Source organism: Pseudomonas asturiensis (genome assembly GCF_900143095.1).
GTDB lineage: Bacteria > Pseudomonadota > Gammaproteobacteria > Pseudomonadales > Pseudomonadaceae > Aquipseudomonas > Aquipseudomonas asturiensis.
Window position 1 is genome coordinate 149,614 of record NZ_FRDA01000012.1, and the last position, 15,102, is coordinate 164,715.

Genomic DNA, 15,102 nt, shown 5'->3' on the forward strand with positions numbered 1-15,102 from the left:
TTGAAGTGTAGGGCGTGGAGCAGGAGGTTGGCTAATAGGAAGACGCGCCAGGCTCACGATACGTTTTCTTACAGGATCTGTTTTGACAGGTCGGTTGCTTAGCATCGCCGTGGTAGCTAGCATCAGTTTTCGCCTTTAGGTAATGCCTCCCGATCATGTCCCCTCCTCCCGCTTCGCAAGGGATTGCAGCGCACAGTGTGCAGCTCGATACCCGCATCGCTATCGAGACCCCGGAAGGCATCGACATGGTCCTTCGCCCAGCGGGTCTGGTTCCACGTGCGCTGGCATTCGGCATCGACCTGAGCATCCGTGCGGCGGCCCTCGGCGCGTTGTTCGTCGTTCTTCAGCTATTCGACACGTTCGGCATGGGCCTGGCTGCTATCGCGATTTTTGTGGTCAATTGGTGGTACATGGTGCTGTTCGAGGTACTGAACCAGGGCCGCACACCCGGAAAGCGGGCCATGAAGCTGCGAGTGGTCAATGATGACGGCACGCCTGTCGGCTGGGCGTCGTCGCTGGTGCGCAACCTGCTGCGCTTTGTCGACATGCTGCCCCTGGCCTACAGCGTTGGAGCCGTCAGTTGCCTGAACCATCCTCAGTTCAAGCGTCTTGGTGATCTGGCTGCCGGAACACTGGTCATCCACATGGACGTGCCGGTTCATCGCCCGGTTGTGCCGCACGCCGAGCCTGTCGTCGTGGCGTTTGCCCTGCAACTTGAGGAACAACGAGCAGTGCTGAGTCTGGCCGAGCGACAAGGCGACCTGTCCGCGGCACGTGTTCATGAACTGGCGCAGATTCTGGTCGAGCCGCTGCAACTGCATGCTGACAACCCGGTCAACCAGGTCAATGGCATTGCACGCAGCCTGATGGGGGCGACATGAAGCAGAGCCAGTTCGAAGCACGCCACCAGGCTGAATGGCAGCGTTTTGGTGAATGCCTGGACGCACTGGAACGCGGCAAGGCCGGCCCTGAAGTGGGTGCCATGTTTCCAGCGGACTATCGACGCATTTGCCATCAATTGGCATTGGCCAATGAGCGTGCCTACAGCAGCCACCTTGTCGATCCGCTTCATCAGTTGGCCATGCGCGGCCATCAACAGCTGTACCGTCATCGCAGCGCGCTGGGCGCTCAGTTTCTGGCCTTCATCCTTGCCGACTTTCCACGTCGGGTACGTACCGAATGGCCTTTCGTGCTGGTCGCCTGTGTTCTGTTCTTCGGGAGCCTGATGGGCATGGGTCTGCTGGTTTACGGCTTCCCTGACCTGATCTACAGCGTCGTCAGCCCTGAACAGGTCAGCGACATGCAAAGCATGTATGACCCGGCCGCCGGCCGCATCGGGCAATCCCTGGAACGAGGGTCCGACGATGACTGGATGATGTTCGGCTACTACATCATGAACAACATAGGCATCGCCTTTCAGACCTACGCCAGCGGACTGCTGTTCGGACTGGGCAGCCTGTTCTTTCTGTTCTTTAACGGCTTGATGATCGGCGCGGTTGCAGGCCACCTGACCGAGATCGGTTACGGCCAGACCTTCTGGTCTTTCGTGATCGGTCATGGTGCTTTCGAGCTGACCGCCATCGCACTCGCTGGAGCCGCCGGCCTGAAACTGGGTTGGGCACTGCTGGCTCCAGGCAGGCTCACACGCGGCGAAGCCCTGCGGATCGCGGCACGAAGCAGTGTGCAGTTGATCGGCGGCGTGATGCTGTTCCTGCTGATCGCCGCGTTCATCGAAGCGTTCTGGTCCTCAATGACCTGGCCCGGCCCCTTGATCAAGTACCTGGTGGGCGCCGCCCTCTGGGTGCTGGTCGGCGCTTATCTGACACTGGCCGGACGGACCGCTCATGCGCCTGACTGAATCGAGTGTCGCCATCCGCCCGCGCTCGCCCTGGGAAGCCTTGGACCTGGGCGTGCTGATGGCGCGCGAACATCGTGCGGTGCTGTTCGGCAGTTGGGCCATCGTCACCCTGCCGGTCTTCGCCCTGCTCACCCTGTTGCTCTGGGATTACCCGACCATCGCGCTGCTCCTGTTCTGGTGGCTCAAGCCCGCCTTCGATCGCCTCCCGCTGCTGATTCTTTCGCAGGCACTGTTCTCGGAAACGCCGACCCTCAAACAGGCACTGCGGGCCTGGCCAGCGACCCTCAAGAACCAGTTGCTGCCCAGCCTTTTGTGGCGACGCCTGAGCCTGACCCGCAGCTTTCAGCTCCCCGTGCAGCAACTGGAAAACCTGTCCGGGGACGCACGTGCGCTTCGCATCAATCTGCTCAGCCAGAAAGACCTGCGGGCCGCGCAGCTGCTGACGATCGTGGGCGTGCATCTGGAGTATTCGCTATGGATCGGCCTGCTGGTGCTTTTCTATCTATTGATTCCGCAGCAAATCGAAATCGACTGGCAGTGGCTGAGCCTCGTCGACACGCAGGCCGACTGGAACTGGCTCGAACACCTGACCAACCTGTTCTACGTGCTGGCGCTGATCATCTGGGAGCCTGTCTACGTGGCCTGCGGCTTCACCCTTTACCTCAATCGCCGCACGGCCCTCGAAGCATGGGATATCGAACTGACATTCAGGCGATTGCGCCAACGCCTGATCGGCACGGCGTATGCCTTGCTACTCGGTGTCGGACTGATTATCGCGGCAGTGCCAGAAGCGGCCATGGCCGAGCCCCAGGACTACAGCTGCCCGCTGCCCGAATCGGCGCTGCCAGAACGGCCGACCGTGCTCGCTGCGCCCGACTCGCCACGCCTGACGCACCAGCCCCTGACCAGCGAAGCAGCGCGCAGCGAGATTCAGGGCATCCTGCAGCAGCCGCTGTTCAAGAATCCGAAAACATTCTCTGGCTGGCGCTTCCCGGAACCGGACAAAAAGACGGCAACGCCTGGCAGCAGCGATCATCAGACGCTGATTGTGGACTGGCTTAATCGGTTGCTGCGGGCAGCCAACGCCGTCGCAGGTTTTCTGGAAGCGGCGCTCTGGGGAGCGGCCCTGATCATGGTCGGCATGCTGGTGTGGCGTTATCGCACGTGGTTCAGCACATTCGTCAGTCGCACGCCTGCGCCGGTCAGGCAGGTTCGCGAGGCACCCGAGCAGCTGTTTGGCTTGCAGGTCAATGCGGCGAGCCTGCCTGACGACGTAGCTGGCAGCGCCGAGAAACTCTGGGCTGATGCGCCACGCGAAGCACTGGGCCTGTTGTATCGGGCACTGCTCAGCCGCCTGCTGATCGACCATCGCCTGGCGCTCAAGAAATCCGACACCGAAGGCCAGGTGCTTGAGCAGGTCGCGCAATTGAATCAGCCACACTTGAGCGAGTTCAGCCGCACACTGACCACCCATTGGCAAAATCTCGCCTATGGCCATCGCCTGCCGCCACCCCCTGTGCAGCAGGAGCTGTGCAACGCCTGGCGTCGCCTGTTCCAGGCAGGTCATACGCCATGAGCAAACGCGGGCTATTGATCACAGGCGCAGTGCTGACACTGCTGGTATTGATCACCCTCTATATCGGCAGCCATCTTGAACGCTACGAGACCACTGTGGACCAGGGGCCATCACCCGAGGTGCGGTCCAATCCCTATCTGGCTGCGGCGCAATTTCTGCGTCAGCGCGCCTTGCCGGTGAACATCACCAGGACCCTGGTCGACCTGCCTGATACCCGCCAGCGTACCCAGACCTTGCTGCTGCTCGACAATCGCGAAAACATGACACCCGCCCAGGCCGAGCGACTGCTGACCTGGGCCAGATCCGGCGGGCACCTGCTGTTCGTGGCCGAGCAGTTATGGGACGAGCAAAAAGGCCGCAGCGGTGACCTGCTGCTCGACAAGGTCAAGGTTCGCCAATACCTGACCACTGACCTCAAGGTGCAGGATGAGCCGACAGATAACGTGCGCCCTCCTCTCCCCATCCCTCTGATGGCCCCGTCCGCCAAAAAGCAGAAGGCGAAATGGCCCGAGTTGACCCGCCTTTACCTGGAAAACGAAGAGGCTCCGGCCTACATGAGCTTCGACCCGGCCTTCCATCTGGAAGACCCGGAGGACCTTGCCCAGTCATGGGCCAACAGCGCCGAGGCCACCCACATGCTGCAACTGAGCTACGGCGAAGGACTGATTACCGTGCTCACAGATGCCAACCTCTGGAAGACCCGTTCGATCGGCAAGTACGACAACGCATGGCTGCTGTGGTACCTGACTCAGGACAGCGACGTGACCCTGTTGCTGCAAACCGAACATGACAACCTGCTGAGCCTTTTGCTGCGCCACTTTACAATGGCGCTGGTCGCCCTGGCGCTGCTGATCGGCCTGGGCCTGTGGCATGTCGGGCTGCGTGAGGGACCGCTTCAACTGCCTGCGACACGGGCCAGACGACAATTGACCGAGCACCTGCACGCCAGCGCCGAGTTTCTGCGCAGGCGCAGCGGACAACAACAGCTGCTCAAAGGCCTGCAAGTGGACATCCTGCGACGTGCCCGACGCCTTCATCCAGGTTTCGAGCGACTGCCTGTTGCCGAGCAGTGGCAAGTCCTCTCGCGCCTGACTCGCCAACCCACCAGCGCCATCAGCGACGCGCTGCGACCAAGACCGCAGCAGCGCCTTTCCCACAGCGATTTCACCCGTCAGGTGGCCCACCTGCAAACCCTCAGGAATGCCCTATGAGCGATCAAGCGCCCGAACAGTCCGGCAGCATCGAGCCGGTTACGACGGCGAACGCCGAATCTCCTGCCAGCACTCAGGCCCAGCAGCGCCAGCGCGCCAGCCAATTGGCCCAGGCCTTGCGCAATGAATTGCAAAAAGCAGTGATCGGCCAGAATGCCGTCATCGACGATGTGCTGACCGCCTTGATTGGCGGCGGGCACGTTCTGCTCGAAGGGGTTCCGGGTCTGGGCAAGACGCTGCTGGTACGCGCACTGGCCAGCTGTCTCGGCTGCGAGTTTGCGCGCATTCAGTTCACCCCCGACCTGATGCCCAGCGACGTGACCGGTCACGCCGTGTACGACCTGCAGACCGAGCAGTTCAAGCTGCGCAAGGGGCCGATTTTCACCAACCTGCTGCTGGCTGACGAAATCAATCGGGCTCCGGCCAAGACTCAGGCTGCGTTGCTTGAAGCCATGCAGGAACGGCAAGTCACACTGGAGGGCCGGGCACTGCCCATCACCCAGCCATTCATGGTGCTGGCCACGCAGAACCCCATCGAACAGGAAGGCACCTACCCGTTACCGGAAGCCGAGCTGGACCGGTTCATGCTCAAGCTGCACATGGACTACCCGCAGGCCCAGGAAGAGCTGGACATGGTTCGTCAGGTCACTCGCTCGACCCGGGCGGACATGCTCGATGTCAGGCCGTTGAGGGTCATCATGCAGGCCCGCGAGGTCCAGGCACTGCAACGCATTGCCAGCGAACTGCCGCTGGACGATCAGGTGCTGGACTACGCCGTGCGGCTGGCCCGTGGTACCCGTACCTGGCCAGGCCTGAGCCTGGGTGCCGGCCCGCGTGCGTCCATTGCCCTGGTGCGAGGCGGCCGGGCGCGGGCATTGCTGCGCGGGGGCGAATTCGTGGTCCCGGATGACATCAAGGGCTGCGCCCTGGCCGTGCTGCGCCACCGTGTGAGGCTGTCTCCAGAGCTGGACATCGAAGGCCTTTCGGTGGATCAGGTCCTGCGGCAGATCCTTGATCAGGTTCCGGCGCCGCGTCTGTGAAACAGGTATTGAAGCCCTCGGCGCGCCTGCTGCGCTGGCTTGGCACGCTGGCAGCTATTGCCGTAGTGCCAGGGGTGATTCATGCGCTGGGCATCACCTACCCTGCGCAGGTCGATACCCTTTTTTGGGGGGCGTTACTGGCTCTGGCAGGGCTGAGCGTGTTCGATGCGCTGGGGCTTGCGCGTCGCGCGTCGCCCCGCTTGCGACGGCATCTGCCGGGCAGCCTGGCGTTGAGCCGCTGGAACGAAGCCCGACTGGACGTCGAGCACGATGGCGCGGCCACCCTGAGCATGAGCCTCTTCGACCACCTGCCGCATGGGCTGGAGTCCGAAAACCTGCCGCAATCCATCACCCTTGCAGCGCGCGGAAAAGCGCAGCTTGGCTACCGGATTCGCCCACTGCAGCGCGGCCACTTCACCTGCGAGCACTGCGAAATCCACCTGCACAGCCGCCTTGGGCTCTGGTCTTCGCGTCGGCGTATCGCCTTGCCGGGGGCCACTCGCGTTTACCCCGACTTTGCGCGCGTGTACGGCGGGCAACTGCTGGCGGTGGACAACTGGCTCAGCCAGATCGGTGTGCGGCAGTCGCAGCGCCGTGGCCTGGGACTGGAATTCAACCAGCTGCGCGAATTTCGCGAAGGCGACAGCCTGCGGCAGATTGATTGGAAAGCCACTGCCCGCCAGCGCTCACCCATTGCGCGGGAATACCAGGACGAGCGAGACCAGCAGATCGTGTTCATGCTGGACTGCGGACGACGCATGCGCAGCCAGGACGGCGACCTGTCCCATTTCGATCACGCACTCAATGCCTGCCTGCTGCTCGGTTACGTTGCGCTGCGTCAGGGCGATGCCATCGGCCTGATGACCTTCGCTGGCGACAAGGACCGCTATGTGTCGCCGGTCAAGGGGCACGGTCAGTTGAACCTGTTGCTCAATACCGTCTACGACCTGCAGACCACCCAGCGACCCGCCGATTACAGCGCCGCCGCCCGCCATTTGCTGGCCCGACAGAAGCGGCGCTCGCTGGTGGTTCTGATCACCAACCTGCGCGATGAAGACGACGATGAGCTGCTGTCGGCGATCAATCAACTGGGGCGCAGGCATCGTGTGCTGGTTGCAAGCCTGCGCGAGGAAGTGCTCGACAGTCTGCGTCAGGCACCCGTCGAGACCTATGACGAAGCGCTGAGCTACTGCGGGACGGTGAGTTTTCTGAACGCGCGCACAACGCTGCACGACCGGATGGTCGCGCATGGCATCAACGTGGTGGACGTGCGCCCAGGGGAACTGGGCGCACAATTGGTGACTCGTTATCTTGGCTGGAAGAAAGCGGGAACGCTCTGACCCGCTCTTCCGACTGCTGACCTGTCAGGCCGAAGCCTCGAGGCTGGGGTAGAAACAGAAATACTGCCGCAGGATGCGAACCAACTCGAGATAGTCCGTGGACATCTCGGAAAGCTCGAAGCCGGAGTCATAGCAGCCGGGTGTCTCGTCTTCATGACACCACATGCACGTCGCGCTGACGTCGATGGTCTTGAGCCCCTCACTACGGGGCATCTTCACACGCAAATCAAACCTGGCACCGACCAGCAGAGGAATGCTGCTGATCAGCATCAGCCCCTCTTCTGAAACGTTACCCAGACAACCGAGTGGTCGGTCGGTGTGTCTATTGAAAACCTGAAGATATTCCTGCAATTGGTGTCGTTCGATTTTTCGCTCTTTTAGCATGGCAGGCCGCCTTCAGAGACCAGTGAACATGGTCACGTAGAACTTTGATCCTGCGGGTTTTCGAAACTGGCAGTGCCGCAGGAACTCCTTAGACCAGAGCCTTATGGCTCTTTCATTCCCTTGACAGTCAGCCTAGCGCAAATCTTTGTAACATCCACCCGTATACGACACCAATCACCCGATCGGGTGTAATTATTTTGAGGCAGGAATCGCTCTGGCGGGTTGCGCCGCCGGGTAGTGGCCCAATTGCGCCAGTGTGTCGAGCCGGGCCTTCGCGCGGTACGCATATTCACTGGCTGGATACTGGTTCATCAGAAACTGATAGGTCGATGCCGCATCGACGTAAAGCTTCTGACGCTCCAGGCACTGTCCGCGCAACATCGAGACCTCCGGCTGGACGTAACGCCGCTCGCGACTCTGACGTTCAACTTTGGACAGGTCGAGCATCACGCGATCACAGTCGCCTTCCTGATAAGCACGATAGGCATGATCCAGATTGGAGTTCATTGCCCAACGGGTGCAACCGCTGACCGCAGCCAGTAATACAACAATCGTTACAATACGCATGGGACTCTCCTGTTCTCTGCCATTTATCGGCTCGACATCCAATTTCTTCAGGCCGATCGAGCACCGGCCGTCAGCCGATTGCCCTGCCTGCCAGCAGCAAGGTAGTGCAAAGGAACAATGACTAAAGAGACAGACAGGAGTAGCCTCTCGCTGCGCTTCAATTAAGGAGTTTGTGCATGACCGTTCGCCGCACCAAAATCGTCGCCACACTTGGCCCTGCCAGCAACTCGCCGGAAGTCATCGAACAACTGATCCTCTCGGGTCTTGACGTTGCTCGTCTGAACTTCTCCCACGGCACCCCGGATGAGCACAAGGCTCGCGCCAAACTGATCCGTGACATCGCCGCCAGACACGGGCGCTTCGTCGCTCTGCTGGGCGACCTGCAAGGTCCCAAGATCCGTATCGCCAAGTTCACCGACAAGCGGATAGAGCTGAAAGTCGGTGACAAGTTCACCTTCTCCACCGCTCACCCGCTGACCAGTGGCAACCAGCAGATCGTGGGTATCGATTACCCGGACCTGGTCAAGGATTGCGGCGTGGGCGACGAGCTGCTGCTCGACGACGGTCGCGTGGTCATGCGCGTCGACACCCAGACCGCTGACGAACTGCACTGCACCGTGCTGATCGGTGGCCCGCTGTCAGACCATAAAGGCATCAACCGTCGCGGCGGCGGCCTGACTGCGCCGGCACTGACCGAAAAAGACAAGCAGGACATCAAGCTCGCCGCTGAAATGGACCTGGACTACCTGGCCGTTTCCTTCCCGCGCGACGCGGCCGACATGGAATACGCTCGCCAGTTGCGTGACGAAGCCGGCGGAACAGCCTGGCTGGTCGCCAAGATCGAACGCGCCGAAGCCGTTGCCAACGACGAAGTGCTCGACGAACTGATTCGTGCCAGCGACGCGGTCATGGTTGCCCGTGGCGACCTGGGCGTGGAGATCGGCGACGCCGAGCTGGTCGGCGTGCAAAAACGCATCATTCTGCACGCACGTCGCCACAACAAGGCGGTGATCGTAGCCACGCAGATGATGGAGTCGATGATCTCCAGCCCCATGCCGACCCGCGCTGAAGTGTCCGACGTGGCCAACGCCGTGCTCGACTACACCGACGCAGTCATGCTGTCGGCTGAAAGTGCTGCTGGCTCGTACCCGATCGAAGCGGTTCAGGCCATGGCGCGCATCTGCGTCGGCGCTGAAAAGCACCCGACCGGCAAAACCTCCAGCCACCGCATCGGTCATTCGTTCACCCGTTGTGACGAAAGCATCGCGCTGGCGGCCATGTACACCGCCAACCACTTCCCGGGCGTGAAAGCGATCATCGCACTGACCGAAAGCGGCTACACCCCGTTGATCATGTCGCGCATTCGCTCCTCGGTGCCGATCTACGCGTTCTCCCCGCACCGTGGCACCCAGGCCCGCGCGGCGATGTTCCGTGGTGTCTACACCGTACCGTTCGACCCGGCATCCCTGCCGCCAGGTCAGGTCAGCCAGGCAGCCGTTGACGAACTGCTCAAGCGCGGTCTGGTCGAGCAAGGCGACTGGGTCATCCTGACCAAGGGCGACAGCTACCACACCATCGGTGGCACCAACGGCATGAAGATCCTGCACGTCGGCGACCCATTGGTCTGACGTCAGCGCAACACGCAAAAGCCCCGTCTCGCGAGAGCCGGGGCTTTTTTATGGGTTTCAGGAATGGACAATCCATCGTGGGAGGCACCACCACGTCTTCGACATAGCGCTGTCGCGCAGCAAACACCGGGCGTCGTGGGAGCGGACTTGTCCGCGAATGCTGCATTTCAGTCGCTGAACCTTCATCGGCCGCACCGCACCTTCGCGGACAAACGGAACGCCGCCCGGTCCGCTCCCACAAAATCCAGTTCCTTCAGTGGCTTACAGGTTGTTTGATAAGAGGCGGCTTGCCGGCGATGCGGTTTATCAAGCGCCCTATCAGTGGCTGAACTGACGCTATCGCCGGCAAGCCGCCTCCCACAGTCCGGAGTCTGTCAGCGAACCGTGTGTTTACCGCTAGCTGCGCGTCACATCACTCCCGCCGAACGAACACATCCGCCAGCAACTGATTACGTGGCAAACCGGCCAGGTACAGCCGCTTGGCAAACACCTCGACACTTTCGGGACTGCCGCACACCAGCGCCATGGCATGCCGCGACAGCATGCGCAGCTCGGCCAGCGCGTCCTGAAGCGTTTCCTGAGTGATTAGCTGAACCTGCAGGTTCGGGCAACTGATAGCGAGCGCCTGCAACTCGGCTTTCAGATAATGCTCCTGCTCGTCATGCGCCAGATGAATCAACCGAATCGCGCCCTGATGTTCCTGACGCAGCGCCTCACGCAGGATTCCCCACAACGGCCCAAGCCCGGTGCCCGCCGCCAACAGCAGCAAAGGCTTGTCCTGCCAGTCCGGGTCGTAACGCAACGCCCCGCCGCGCAATTCGCCGAGCCTCACGCCATCGCCCACCTGCAATTGCCGCGCATGGTCGCAAAACGCACCGGGGCGTCGGCAATCGAGATGAAACTCCAGAAACCCGTCATCACCCGGCAGGCTCGCCAGCGAGTAAGGCCGCGCCACGCCCTGCTCCGTCCACAGCACCTGATGCTGCCCCGCGCGATAACGCAACGGCTTGCCCGGTTCCAGACGCAACCGCAGCACCGTCGGGCTCAGCCAGTCGCGGCTCTGCACCGTCGCAGGCAAACCGTCCTGCATCGGGTCATACACTTCGACGGTCAGGTCCTGAACCACCTTGCACTGACACGCAAGCCGCCAACCCTGCTGGCGTTTGTCAGCGGGCAGCGCCAGTGGCAACGCATCCAGCGGATCGCCTTTCACGCAGCGCACCAGACACGCATGACAGCTGCCCGCCCGGCAACTGTAGGGCACAGACACACCGGCCTGATTCAAGGCGTCGAGCAGATTACTGGCTTCGCTGACCGCCCAACTTCGGTCACCGACGTGCAAATGCGGCATCAAGGCGCCCCGTGCAGAAAATAACAGCGATTGTACAGACTGGCCTGTCGGGCGGGTTATACTGCCGCGCCTTTTTGCGCCCGCTACGGCTACCCTGACAGCTCTGGTTCAAGCCGCAGTCCCCGACTGTCGCCGATAGCGTAATTGAATGTTCCCGTCCTTACAGAGGAGCGCGCCGCATGACCGTGATCAAGCAAGACGACCTGATTCAGAGCGTTGCAGACGCACTGCAATTCATTTCCTACTACCACCCCGTGGATTTCATCCAGGCCATGCACGAGGCGTATCTGCGTGAAGAGTCGCCTGCGGCCCGCGACTCCATCGCCCAGATCCTGATCAACTCGCGCATGTGCGCGACCGGTCATCGCCCGATCTGCCAGGACACCGGCATCGTCACCGTTTTCGTGCGCGTCGGCATGGATGTACGTTGGGACGGCGCCACCATGGGCCTGGACGACATGATCAACGAAGGCGTGCGTCGCGCCTACAACCTGCCTGAAAACGTACTGCGTGCCTCGATCCTGGCCGACCCGGCCGGTGCTCGCAAGAACACCAAGGACAACACTCCAGCGGTCATCCACTACTCCATCGTCCCGGGCAACACCGTGGAAGTGGACGTAGCAGCCAAGGGCGGCGGTTCGGAAAACAAATCGAAGATGGCGATGCTCAACCCGTCCGACTCGATCGTCGACTGGGTCCTGAAAACCGTACCGACCATGGGCGCGGGCTGGTGCCCACCGGGTATGCTTGGCATCGGCATTGGCGGTACTGCCGAGAAGGCAGCGGTCATGGCCAAGGAAGTGTTGATGGAGTCCATCGACATTCATGAACTCAAGGCCCGCGGCCCGCAGAACCGTATCGAAGAGATGCGCCTGGAGCTGTTCGAGAAGGTCAACCAACTGGGTATCGGCGCTCAGGGCCTGGGCGGTTTGACCACCGTACTCGACGTCAAGATCATGGATTACCCGACCCACGCGGCCTCGCTGCCGGTGTGCATGATCCCCAACTGCGCCGCCACCCGCCACGCGCACTTCGTGCTCGACGGCACGGGCCCGGCTTCGCTGGAAGCGCCACCGCTGGACGCCTACCCGGAAATCGTCTGGGAAGCCGGCCCATCGGCGCGCCGCGTCAACCTCGATACCCTGACCCCGGAAGAAGTGCAGAGCTGGAAGCCGGGCGAAACCGTCCTGCTCAACGGCAAGATGCTCACCGGCCGCGACGCTGCGCACAAGCGCATGGTCGAAATGCTCAACAAGGGCGAAACCCTGCCGGTCGACCTCAAGGGTCGCTTCATCTACTACGTCGGTCCGGTCGATCCGGTGCGCGAAGAAGTCGTTGGCCCGGCAGGTCCGACCACTGCCACGCGCATGGACAAGTTCACCCGTCAGATCCTCGACCAGACCGGCCTGCTGGGCATGATCGGCAAATCCGAGCGCGGCCCGACCGCTATCGAAGCCATTCGTGACCACAAAGCCGTCTACCTCATGGCCGTCGGCGGCGCCGCCTACCTCGTCGCCCAGGCGATCAAGAAATCCAAGGTCGTTGCCTTTGCCGAACTGGGCATGGAAGCGATCTACGAGTTCGAGGTCAAGGACATGCCGGTGACCGTTGCGGTCGACAGCAACGGCGAGTCGGTTCACATCACAGGCCCCGCGATCTGGCAGAAGAAGATCAGCGACAGCCTGGCGGTGGAAGTGCAGTAATCACTGATGCACGTGTCAGGCCCGTAGTCATAGGGCCTGACAGCTGGCTGATGCGCAATTTTTGCCTCAGGCCCGGCATGCGCCAGGTCACGAAAATTCAGGCCCCAGCGCTCGGGCCCAGATCACTAACCCTTCATTTCAGTTTGACGGCCAGCGCCGACGCCTCGGCCAGCGCAGCCGTGAAATTGGCCTCTGCCGTCGCCGGATCCGCGAGGGTCGCTTCCGACACCACCGCGTCGATGGCCGGGATACCGACCATGCGGGCCCAGGTTTTGAGATACGCGACCTGGTGATCGAAGTCCTCCGTGGGGAAGTCCTCTCCAAGCGCCACGCCACGCGAAGCGAACACCACCACCTGTTTGCCTTTGAGCAAACCGCGCATGCCCTGGGCGTCGAAATCGAACAGCACCCCGCGCTGCGACACGGCGTCGATCAAGTGCTTCAGGCGATATGGAATCCCGAAATTCCACATCGGCACATTGAAGACGATCACATCGGCACGGTGGAAACGCTCACCCAGTGCGTGGATCTGCTTCCACACCGCCTGCTGCTCAGCGCTCATTTGCAGACCTTGCAGGTCCGCGTACTTGGCATTCAGAGCCGGGCCGTCGAAGGGCAACAGATCCGTTGTCCATACGTCCAGAACATCCACCGTGGTGTCGGCATGAAGCGAGGTCAGGGTCTGGAGGTAGCATGCGGCCAGTTTGAGAGAAGCAGACCGCTCCCCGCGTGGTGAGCTGGCGATGTGAAGGATATGCATTGAATTCGTTCCTATGGGGCTGGCCGTAAAAGCGATTCAATTTAGTCCATCAGGCTGAGGCTGATGTTCCCGGTATGTGGGTGGGTTGAGGGGTGGAGTTGCGTCCAGTCGTAGGACTTTCAGGCCATGTCCCTGGACAGGAGTGGGTGCTTGTGGCCGATTTCTGCCCTGTCCGAATGTCAGCTATGGGTCGGTTGCAGCCCTTTAGGAGGGGCAGTAATCGGCCAGAAGCAGACGCTGGACAGGACAGCTACCCAACCTCGACCAGATTCTAATTCGATCTTCTGAATCGCCGTACTGCCGAGGTTTGGTTATCAGTCGCTGGCGAATGCACATGTTTTGAGGGAAGATTTTGTGCTTTAGATATTAGCCGCCAAGGAACGGACATGGCACTGACCAGCAAGATCACTCCTTACAACCCCACTTGGCCCGCCCGCTTTCTGGCAGACAAGTCACTCATCGCTTCGGCCTTTGGCGATGAACTGATTGCCATACAACACGTTGGAAGCACCTCTGTTCCAAGGCTCGCTGCGAAGCCCGAGATCGATGTGCTCATCGAGGTTCACGATCATCGCAATGCCTCGGCGCGGGACGAGGTGTTGATGGGTCTGGGATATGTACGAGGAAGTGATCTATCGGAAGGGCATCATTTCTATCGGCGTAATGTGGATGGGATTCGCACGCACAAGCTCCACGCTTGTACCCGTGGCCACCTTACGATCACACAGATGCTGGGGTTCAGAGATTTGCTTAGGCGCGATGCCTCGATCCGCCAGCAGTATGAAGCGCTGAAGCTTCAGTTGGAGTCGAGCAATACTGGTGGGATGGCTGAGTATCTGGAGAAAAAGTCTCCGTTTATTATCGCGGCGCTACTTCATGCCGGAATATCCATTCCTGAATGACCGATGGGTCGGTGAGCGACCCCGGTATCAAATGTCCGCTTTGGGTCGAAAGCAGCCGGTCGTGGCTGACCGATTTCGACCCAAAGCTGCCGGTCAGATCCCGTGGATGTCGGACAAATAGCCCAAACGCCTACGCATTCCCAGGCTGATATTTGAGAGGGTAAACTGAGCACCGTTCCATCTGTGTGGTACCGATATGGACATCAATCTACTGACCGAATCCATGCTTGGCCACTGGCGTGCTCCCTCGGGTGTCTGGCAATGCGAATTCCAGTTCGGCAGCCGATTGATTTACGTCCAGCACCACAATGACGAGCCACCTTACGCCAGGCTCGCCGCTGCGCAACGCGCGGTCAAGGCTACGTGGGATGATTTGCCCCAGGCACTGACGTTTGCCGAACAGCACTGTAAAGCACAGATGCCCGAACTGATGCGGTTGTACGAAACCCACATGCCGTGGGAATCTCCGTTATTCGTGTACTCGATCCACTTCGATCTCGACAAACCTTACCCTAGCTATACCATTTCCAAGAACCCTGACTTCGATTGGGATCGCATCCTGATCGACGAAGATGAACTGTGCCAGGAACACAGTGTTTGCATGGAGCAATATGAGCCAAAGGATAACTTTTGGGTTTACGTCAGGCGCTTGGGGTTTCAGCAATTCGAGCTTGGGGATTAGCTTGGCAATCAACTATGGATACCCACCAGCCCCTGAATCATCGCTGATTAAGTAGACACTGGAGAGCGTCCGCTTCTGGCCGCTTCCCGACGTACACGAA

Annotated in this window: 14 protein-coding genes; 10 read left to right on the top strand and 4 right to left on the bottom strand. The window is 60.8% G+C overall.

Going from position 1 to position 15,102, the window contains the following annotated elements:
• The first annotated feature begins 155 nt into the window (after positions 1-155).
• The 6 genes from BUB69_RS20030 to BUB69_RS20055 are packed head-to-tail and all read left to right on the top strand — an operon-like array spanning position 156 to position 7,025.
• On the top strand, positions 156-881 hold the full coding sequence (locus tag BUB69_RS20030; RefSeq protein WP_073169750.1) for an RDD family protein: 726 nt from the start codon (positions 156-158) through the stop codon (positions 879-881).
• Positions 878-1,858: a stage II sporulation protein M gene (locus tag BUB69_RS20035; protein WP_073169815.1), complete on the top strand. Its 981-nt coding sequence runs from the start codon at positions 878-880 to the stop codon at positions 1,856-1,858. The genes BUB69_RS20030 and BUB69_RS20035 overlap by 4 nt, the downstream gene beginning before the upstream one ends.
• Positions 1,845-3,434 carry a DUF4129 domain-containing protein gene (locus BUB69_RS20040; RefSeq protein WP_073169752.1) on the top strand — a complete coding sequence of 530 codons (1,590 nt, stop codon included), beginning with the start codon at positions 1,845-1,847 and terminating at the stop codon, positions 3,432-3,434. The genes BUB69_RS20035 and BUB69_RS20040 overlap by 14 nt, the downstream gene beginning before the upstream one ends.
• Positions 3,431-4,645 (top strand): DUF4350 domain-containing protein, encoded by a 1,215-nt coding sequence (locus BUB69_RS20045; protein ID WP_073169753.1) that lies wholly within the window; start codon positions 3,431-3,433, stop codon positions 4,643-4,645. The genes BUB69_RS20040 and BUB69_RS20045 overlap by 4 nt, the downstream gene beginning before the upstream one ends.
• Positions 4,642-5,685, top strand: a complete 1,044-nt coding sequence (locus BUB69_RS20050) for an AAA family ATPase (protein WP_073169755.1) — start codon at positions 4,642-4,644, stop codon at positions 5,683-5,685. Before BUB69_RS20045 ends, BUB69_RS20050 begins: the two co-directional genes overlap by 4 nt.
• The gene (locus BUB69_RS20055; protein WP_073169756.1) at positions 5,682-7,025 is read left to right on the top strand and encodes a DUF58 domain-containing protein; all 1,344 of its coding nucleotides are present in this window, start codon (positions 5,682-5,684) and stop codon (positions 7,023-7,025) included. The genes BUB69_RS20050 and BUB69_RS20055 overlap by 4 nt, the downstream gene beginning before the upstream one ends.
• Before the next feature lie 24 nt (positions 7,026-7,049).
• Here the strand turns inward: BUB69_RS20055 and BUB69_RS20060 are convergent, their stop codons facing one another.
• The gene (locus tag BUB69_RS20060; protein WP_025994850.1) at positions 7,050-7,409 is read right to left on the bottom strand and encodes a PilZ domain-containing protein; all 360 of its coding nucleotides are present in this window, start codon (positions 7,407-7,409) and stop codon (positions 7,050-7,052) included.
• Between the two features lie 192 nt (positions 7,410-7,601).
• Positions 7,602-7,976: a tetratricopeptide repeat protein gene (locus tag BUB69_RS20065; RefSeq protein WP_025994849.1), complete on the bottom strand. Its 375-nt coding sequence runs from the start codon at positions 7,974-7,976 to the stop codon at positions 7,602-7,604.
• Positions 7,977-8,152: 176 nt separating this feature from the next.
• On the opposite strand from BUB69_RS20065, the gene pyk reads away from it, so the two are divergent.
• On the top strand, positions 8,153-9,604 hold the full coding sequence (pyk, locus tag BUB69_RS20070) for a pyruvate kinase (protein ID WP_073169758.1): 1,452 nt from the start codon (positions 8,153-8,155) through the stop codon (positions 9,602-9,604).
• A gap of 412 nt (positions 9,605-10,016) precedes the next feature.
• On the opposite strand, the gene BUB69_RS20075 is transcribed toward pyk, so the two are convergent.
• Positions 10,017-10,955 carry an iron-sulfur-binding ferredoxin reductase gene (locus tag BUB69_RS20075; protein ID WP_073169760.1) on the bottom strand — a complete coding sequence of 313 codons (939 nt, stop codon included), beginning with the start codon at positions 10,953-10,955 and terminating at the stop codon, positions 10,017-10,019.
• A 179-nt stretch (positions 10,956-11,134) separates the two neighbouring features.
• On the opposite strand from BUB69_RS20075, the gene BUB69_RS20080 reads away from it, so the two are divergent.
• Complete coding sequence (locus BUB69_RS20080; RefSeq protein WP_073169761.1) at positions 11,135-12,658, top strand: fumarate hydratase; 1,524 nt, start codon at positions 11,135-11,137, stop codon at positions 12,656-12,658.
• 133 nt (positions 12,659-12,791) lie between these two features.
• Here the strand turns inward: BUB69_RS20080 and BUB69_RS20085 are convergent, their stop codons facing one another.
• Positions 12,792-13,418: an FMN-dependent NADH-azoreductase gene (locus BUB69_RS20085; protein ID WP_073169763.1), complete on the bottom strand. Its 627-nt coding sequence runs from the start codon at positions 13,416-13,418 to the stop codon at positions 12,792-12,794.
• Positions 13,419-13,804: 386 nt separating this feature from the next.
• Between BUB69_RS20085 and BUB69_RS20090 the strand changes: the two genes are divergently transcribed.
• Both BUB69_RS20090 and BUB69_RS20095 read left to right on the top strand, forming a co-directional pair.
• Positions 13,805-14,320 (top strand): GrpB family protein, encoded by a 516-nt coding sequence (locus BUB69_RS20090; protein WP_073169765.1) that lies wholly within the window; start codon positions 13,805-13,807, stop codon positions 14,318-14,320.
• Between the two features lie 196 nt (positions 14,321-14,516).
• On the top strand, positions 14,517-15,002 hold the full coding sequence (locus BUB69_RS20095; RefSeq protein WP_073169766.1) for a hypothetical protein: 486 nt from the start codon (positions 14,517-14,519) through the stop codon (positions 15,000-15,002).
• The last annotated feature ends 100 nt before the right edge of the window (positions 15,003-15,102 follow it).

Coding starts and splice junctions, on each gene's coding strand:
- BUB69_RS20060 (WP_025994850.1), bottom strand. CDS start 7,409: ATGCTAAAAGAGCGAAAAATCGAACGACACCAATTGCAGGAATATCTT.
- BUB69_RS20045 (WP_073169753.1), top strand. CDS start 3,431: ATGAGCAAACGCGGGCTATTGATCACAGGCGCAGTGCTGACACTGCTG.
- BUB69_RS20035 (WP_073169815.1), top strand. CDS start 878: ATGAAGCAGAGCCAGTTCGAAGCACGCCACCAGGCTGAATGGCAGCGT.
- BUB69_RS20085 (WP_073169763.1), bottom strand. CDS start 13,418: ATGCATATCCTTCACATCGCCAGCTCACCACGCGGGGAGCGGTCTGCT.
- BUB69_RS20050 (WP_073169755.1), top strand. CDS start 4,642: ATGAGCGATCAAGCGCCCGAACAGTCCGGCAGCATCGAGCCGGTTACG.
- BUB69_RS20090 (WP_073169765.1), top strand. CDS start 13,805: ATGGCACTGACCAGCAAGATCACTCCTTACAACCCCACTTGGCCCGCC.
- BUB69_RS20075 (WP_073169760.1), bottom strand. CDS start 10,955: ATGCCGCATTTGCACGTCGGTGACCGAAGTTGGGCGGTCAGCGAAGCC.
- BUB69_RS20040 (WP_073169752.1), top strand. CDS start 1,845: ATGCGCCTGACTGAATCGAGTGTCGCCATCCGCCCGCGCTCGCCCTGG.
- BUB69_RS20065 (WP_025994849.1), bottom strand. CDS start 7,976: ATGCGTATTGTAACGATTGTTGTATTACTGGCTGCGGTCAGCGGTTGC.
- pyk (WP_073169758.1), top strand. CDS start 8,153: ATGACCGTTCGCCGCACCAAAATCGTCGCCACACTTGGCCCTGCCAGC.
- BUB69_RS20095 (WP_073169766.1), top strand. CDS start 14,517: ATGGACATCAATCTACTGACCGAATCCATGCTTGGCCACTGGCGTGCT.
- BUB69_RS20080 (WP_073169761.1), top strand. CDS start 11,135: ATGACCGTGATCAAGCAAGACGACCTGATTCAGAGCGTTGCAGACGCA.
- BUB69_RS20030 (WP_073169750.1), top strand. CDS start 156: ATGTCCCCTCCTCCCGCTTCGCAAGGGATTGCAGCGCACAGTGTGCAG.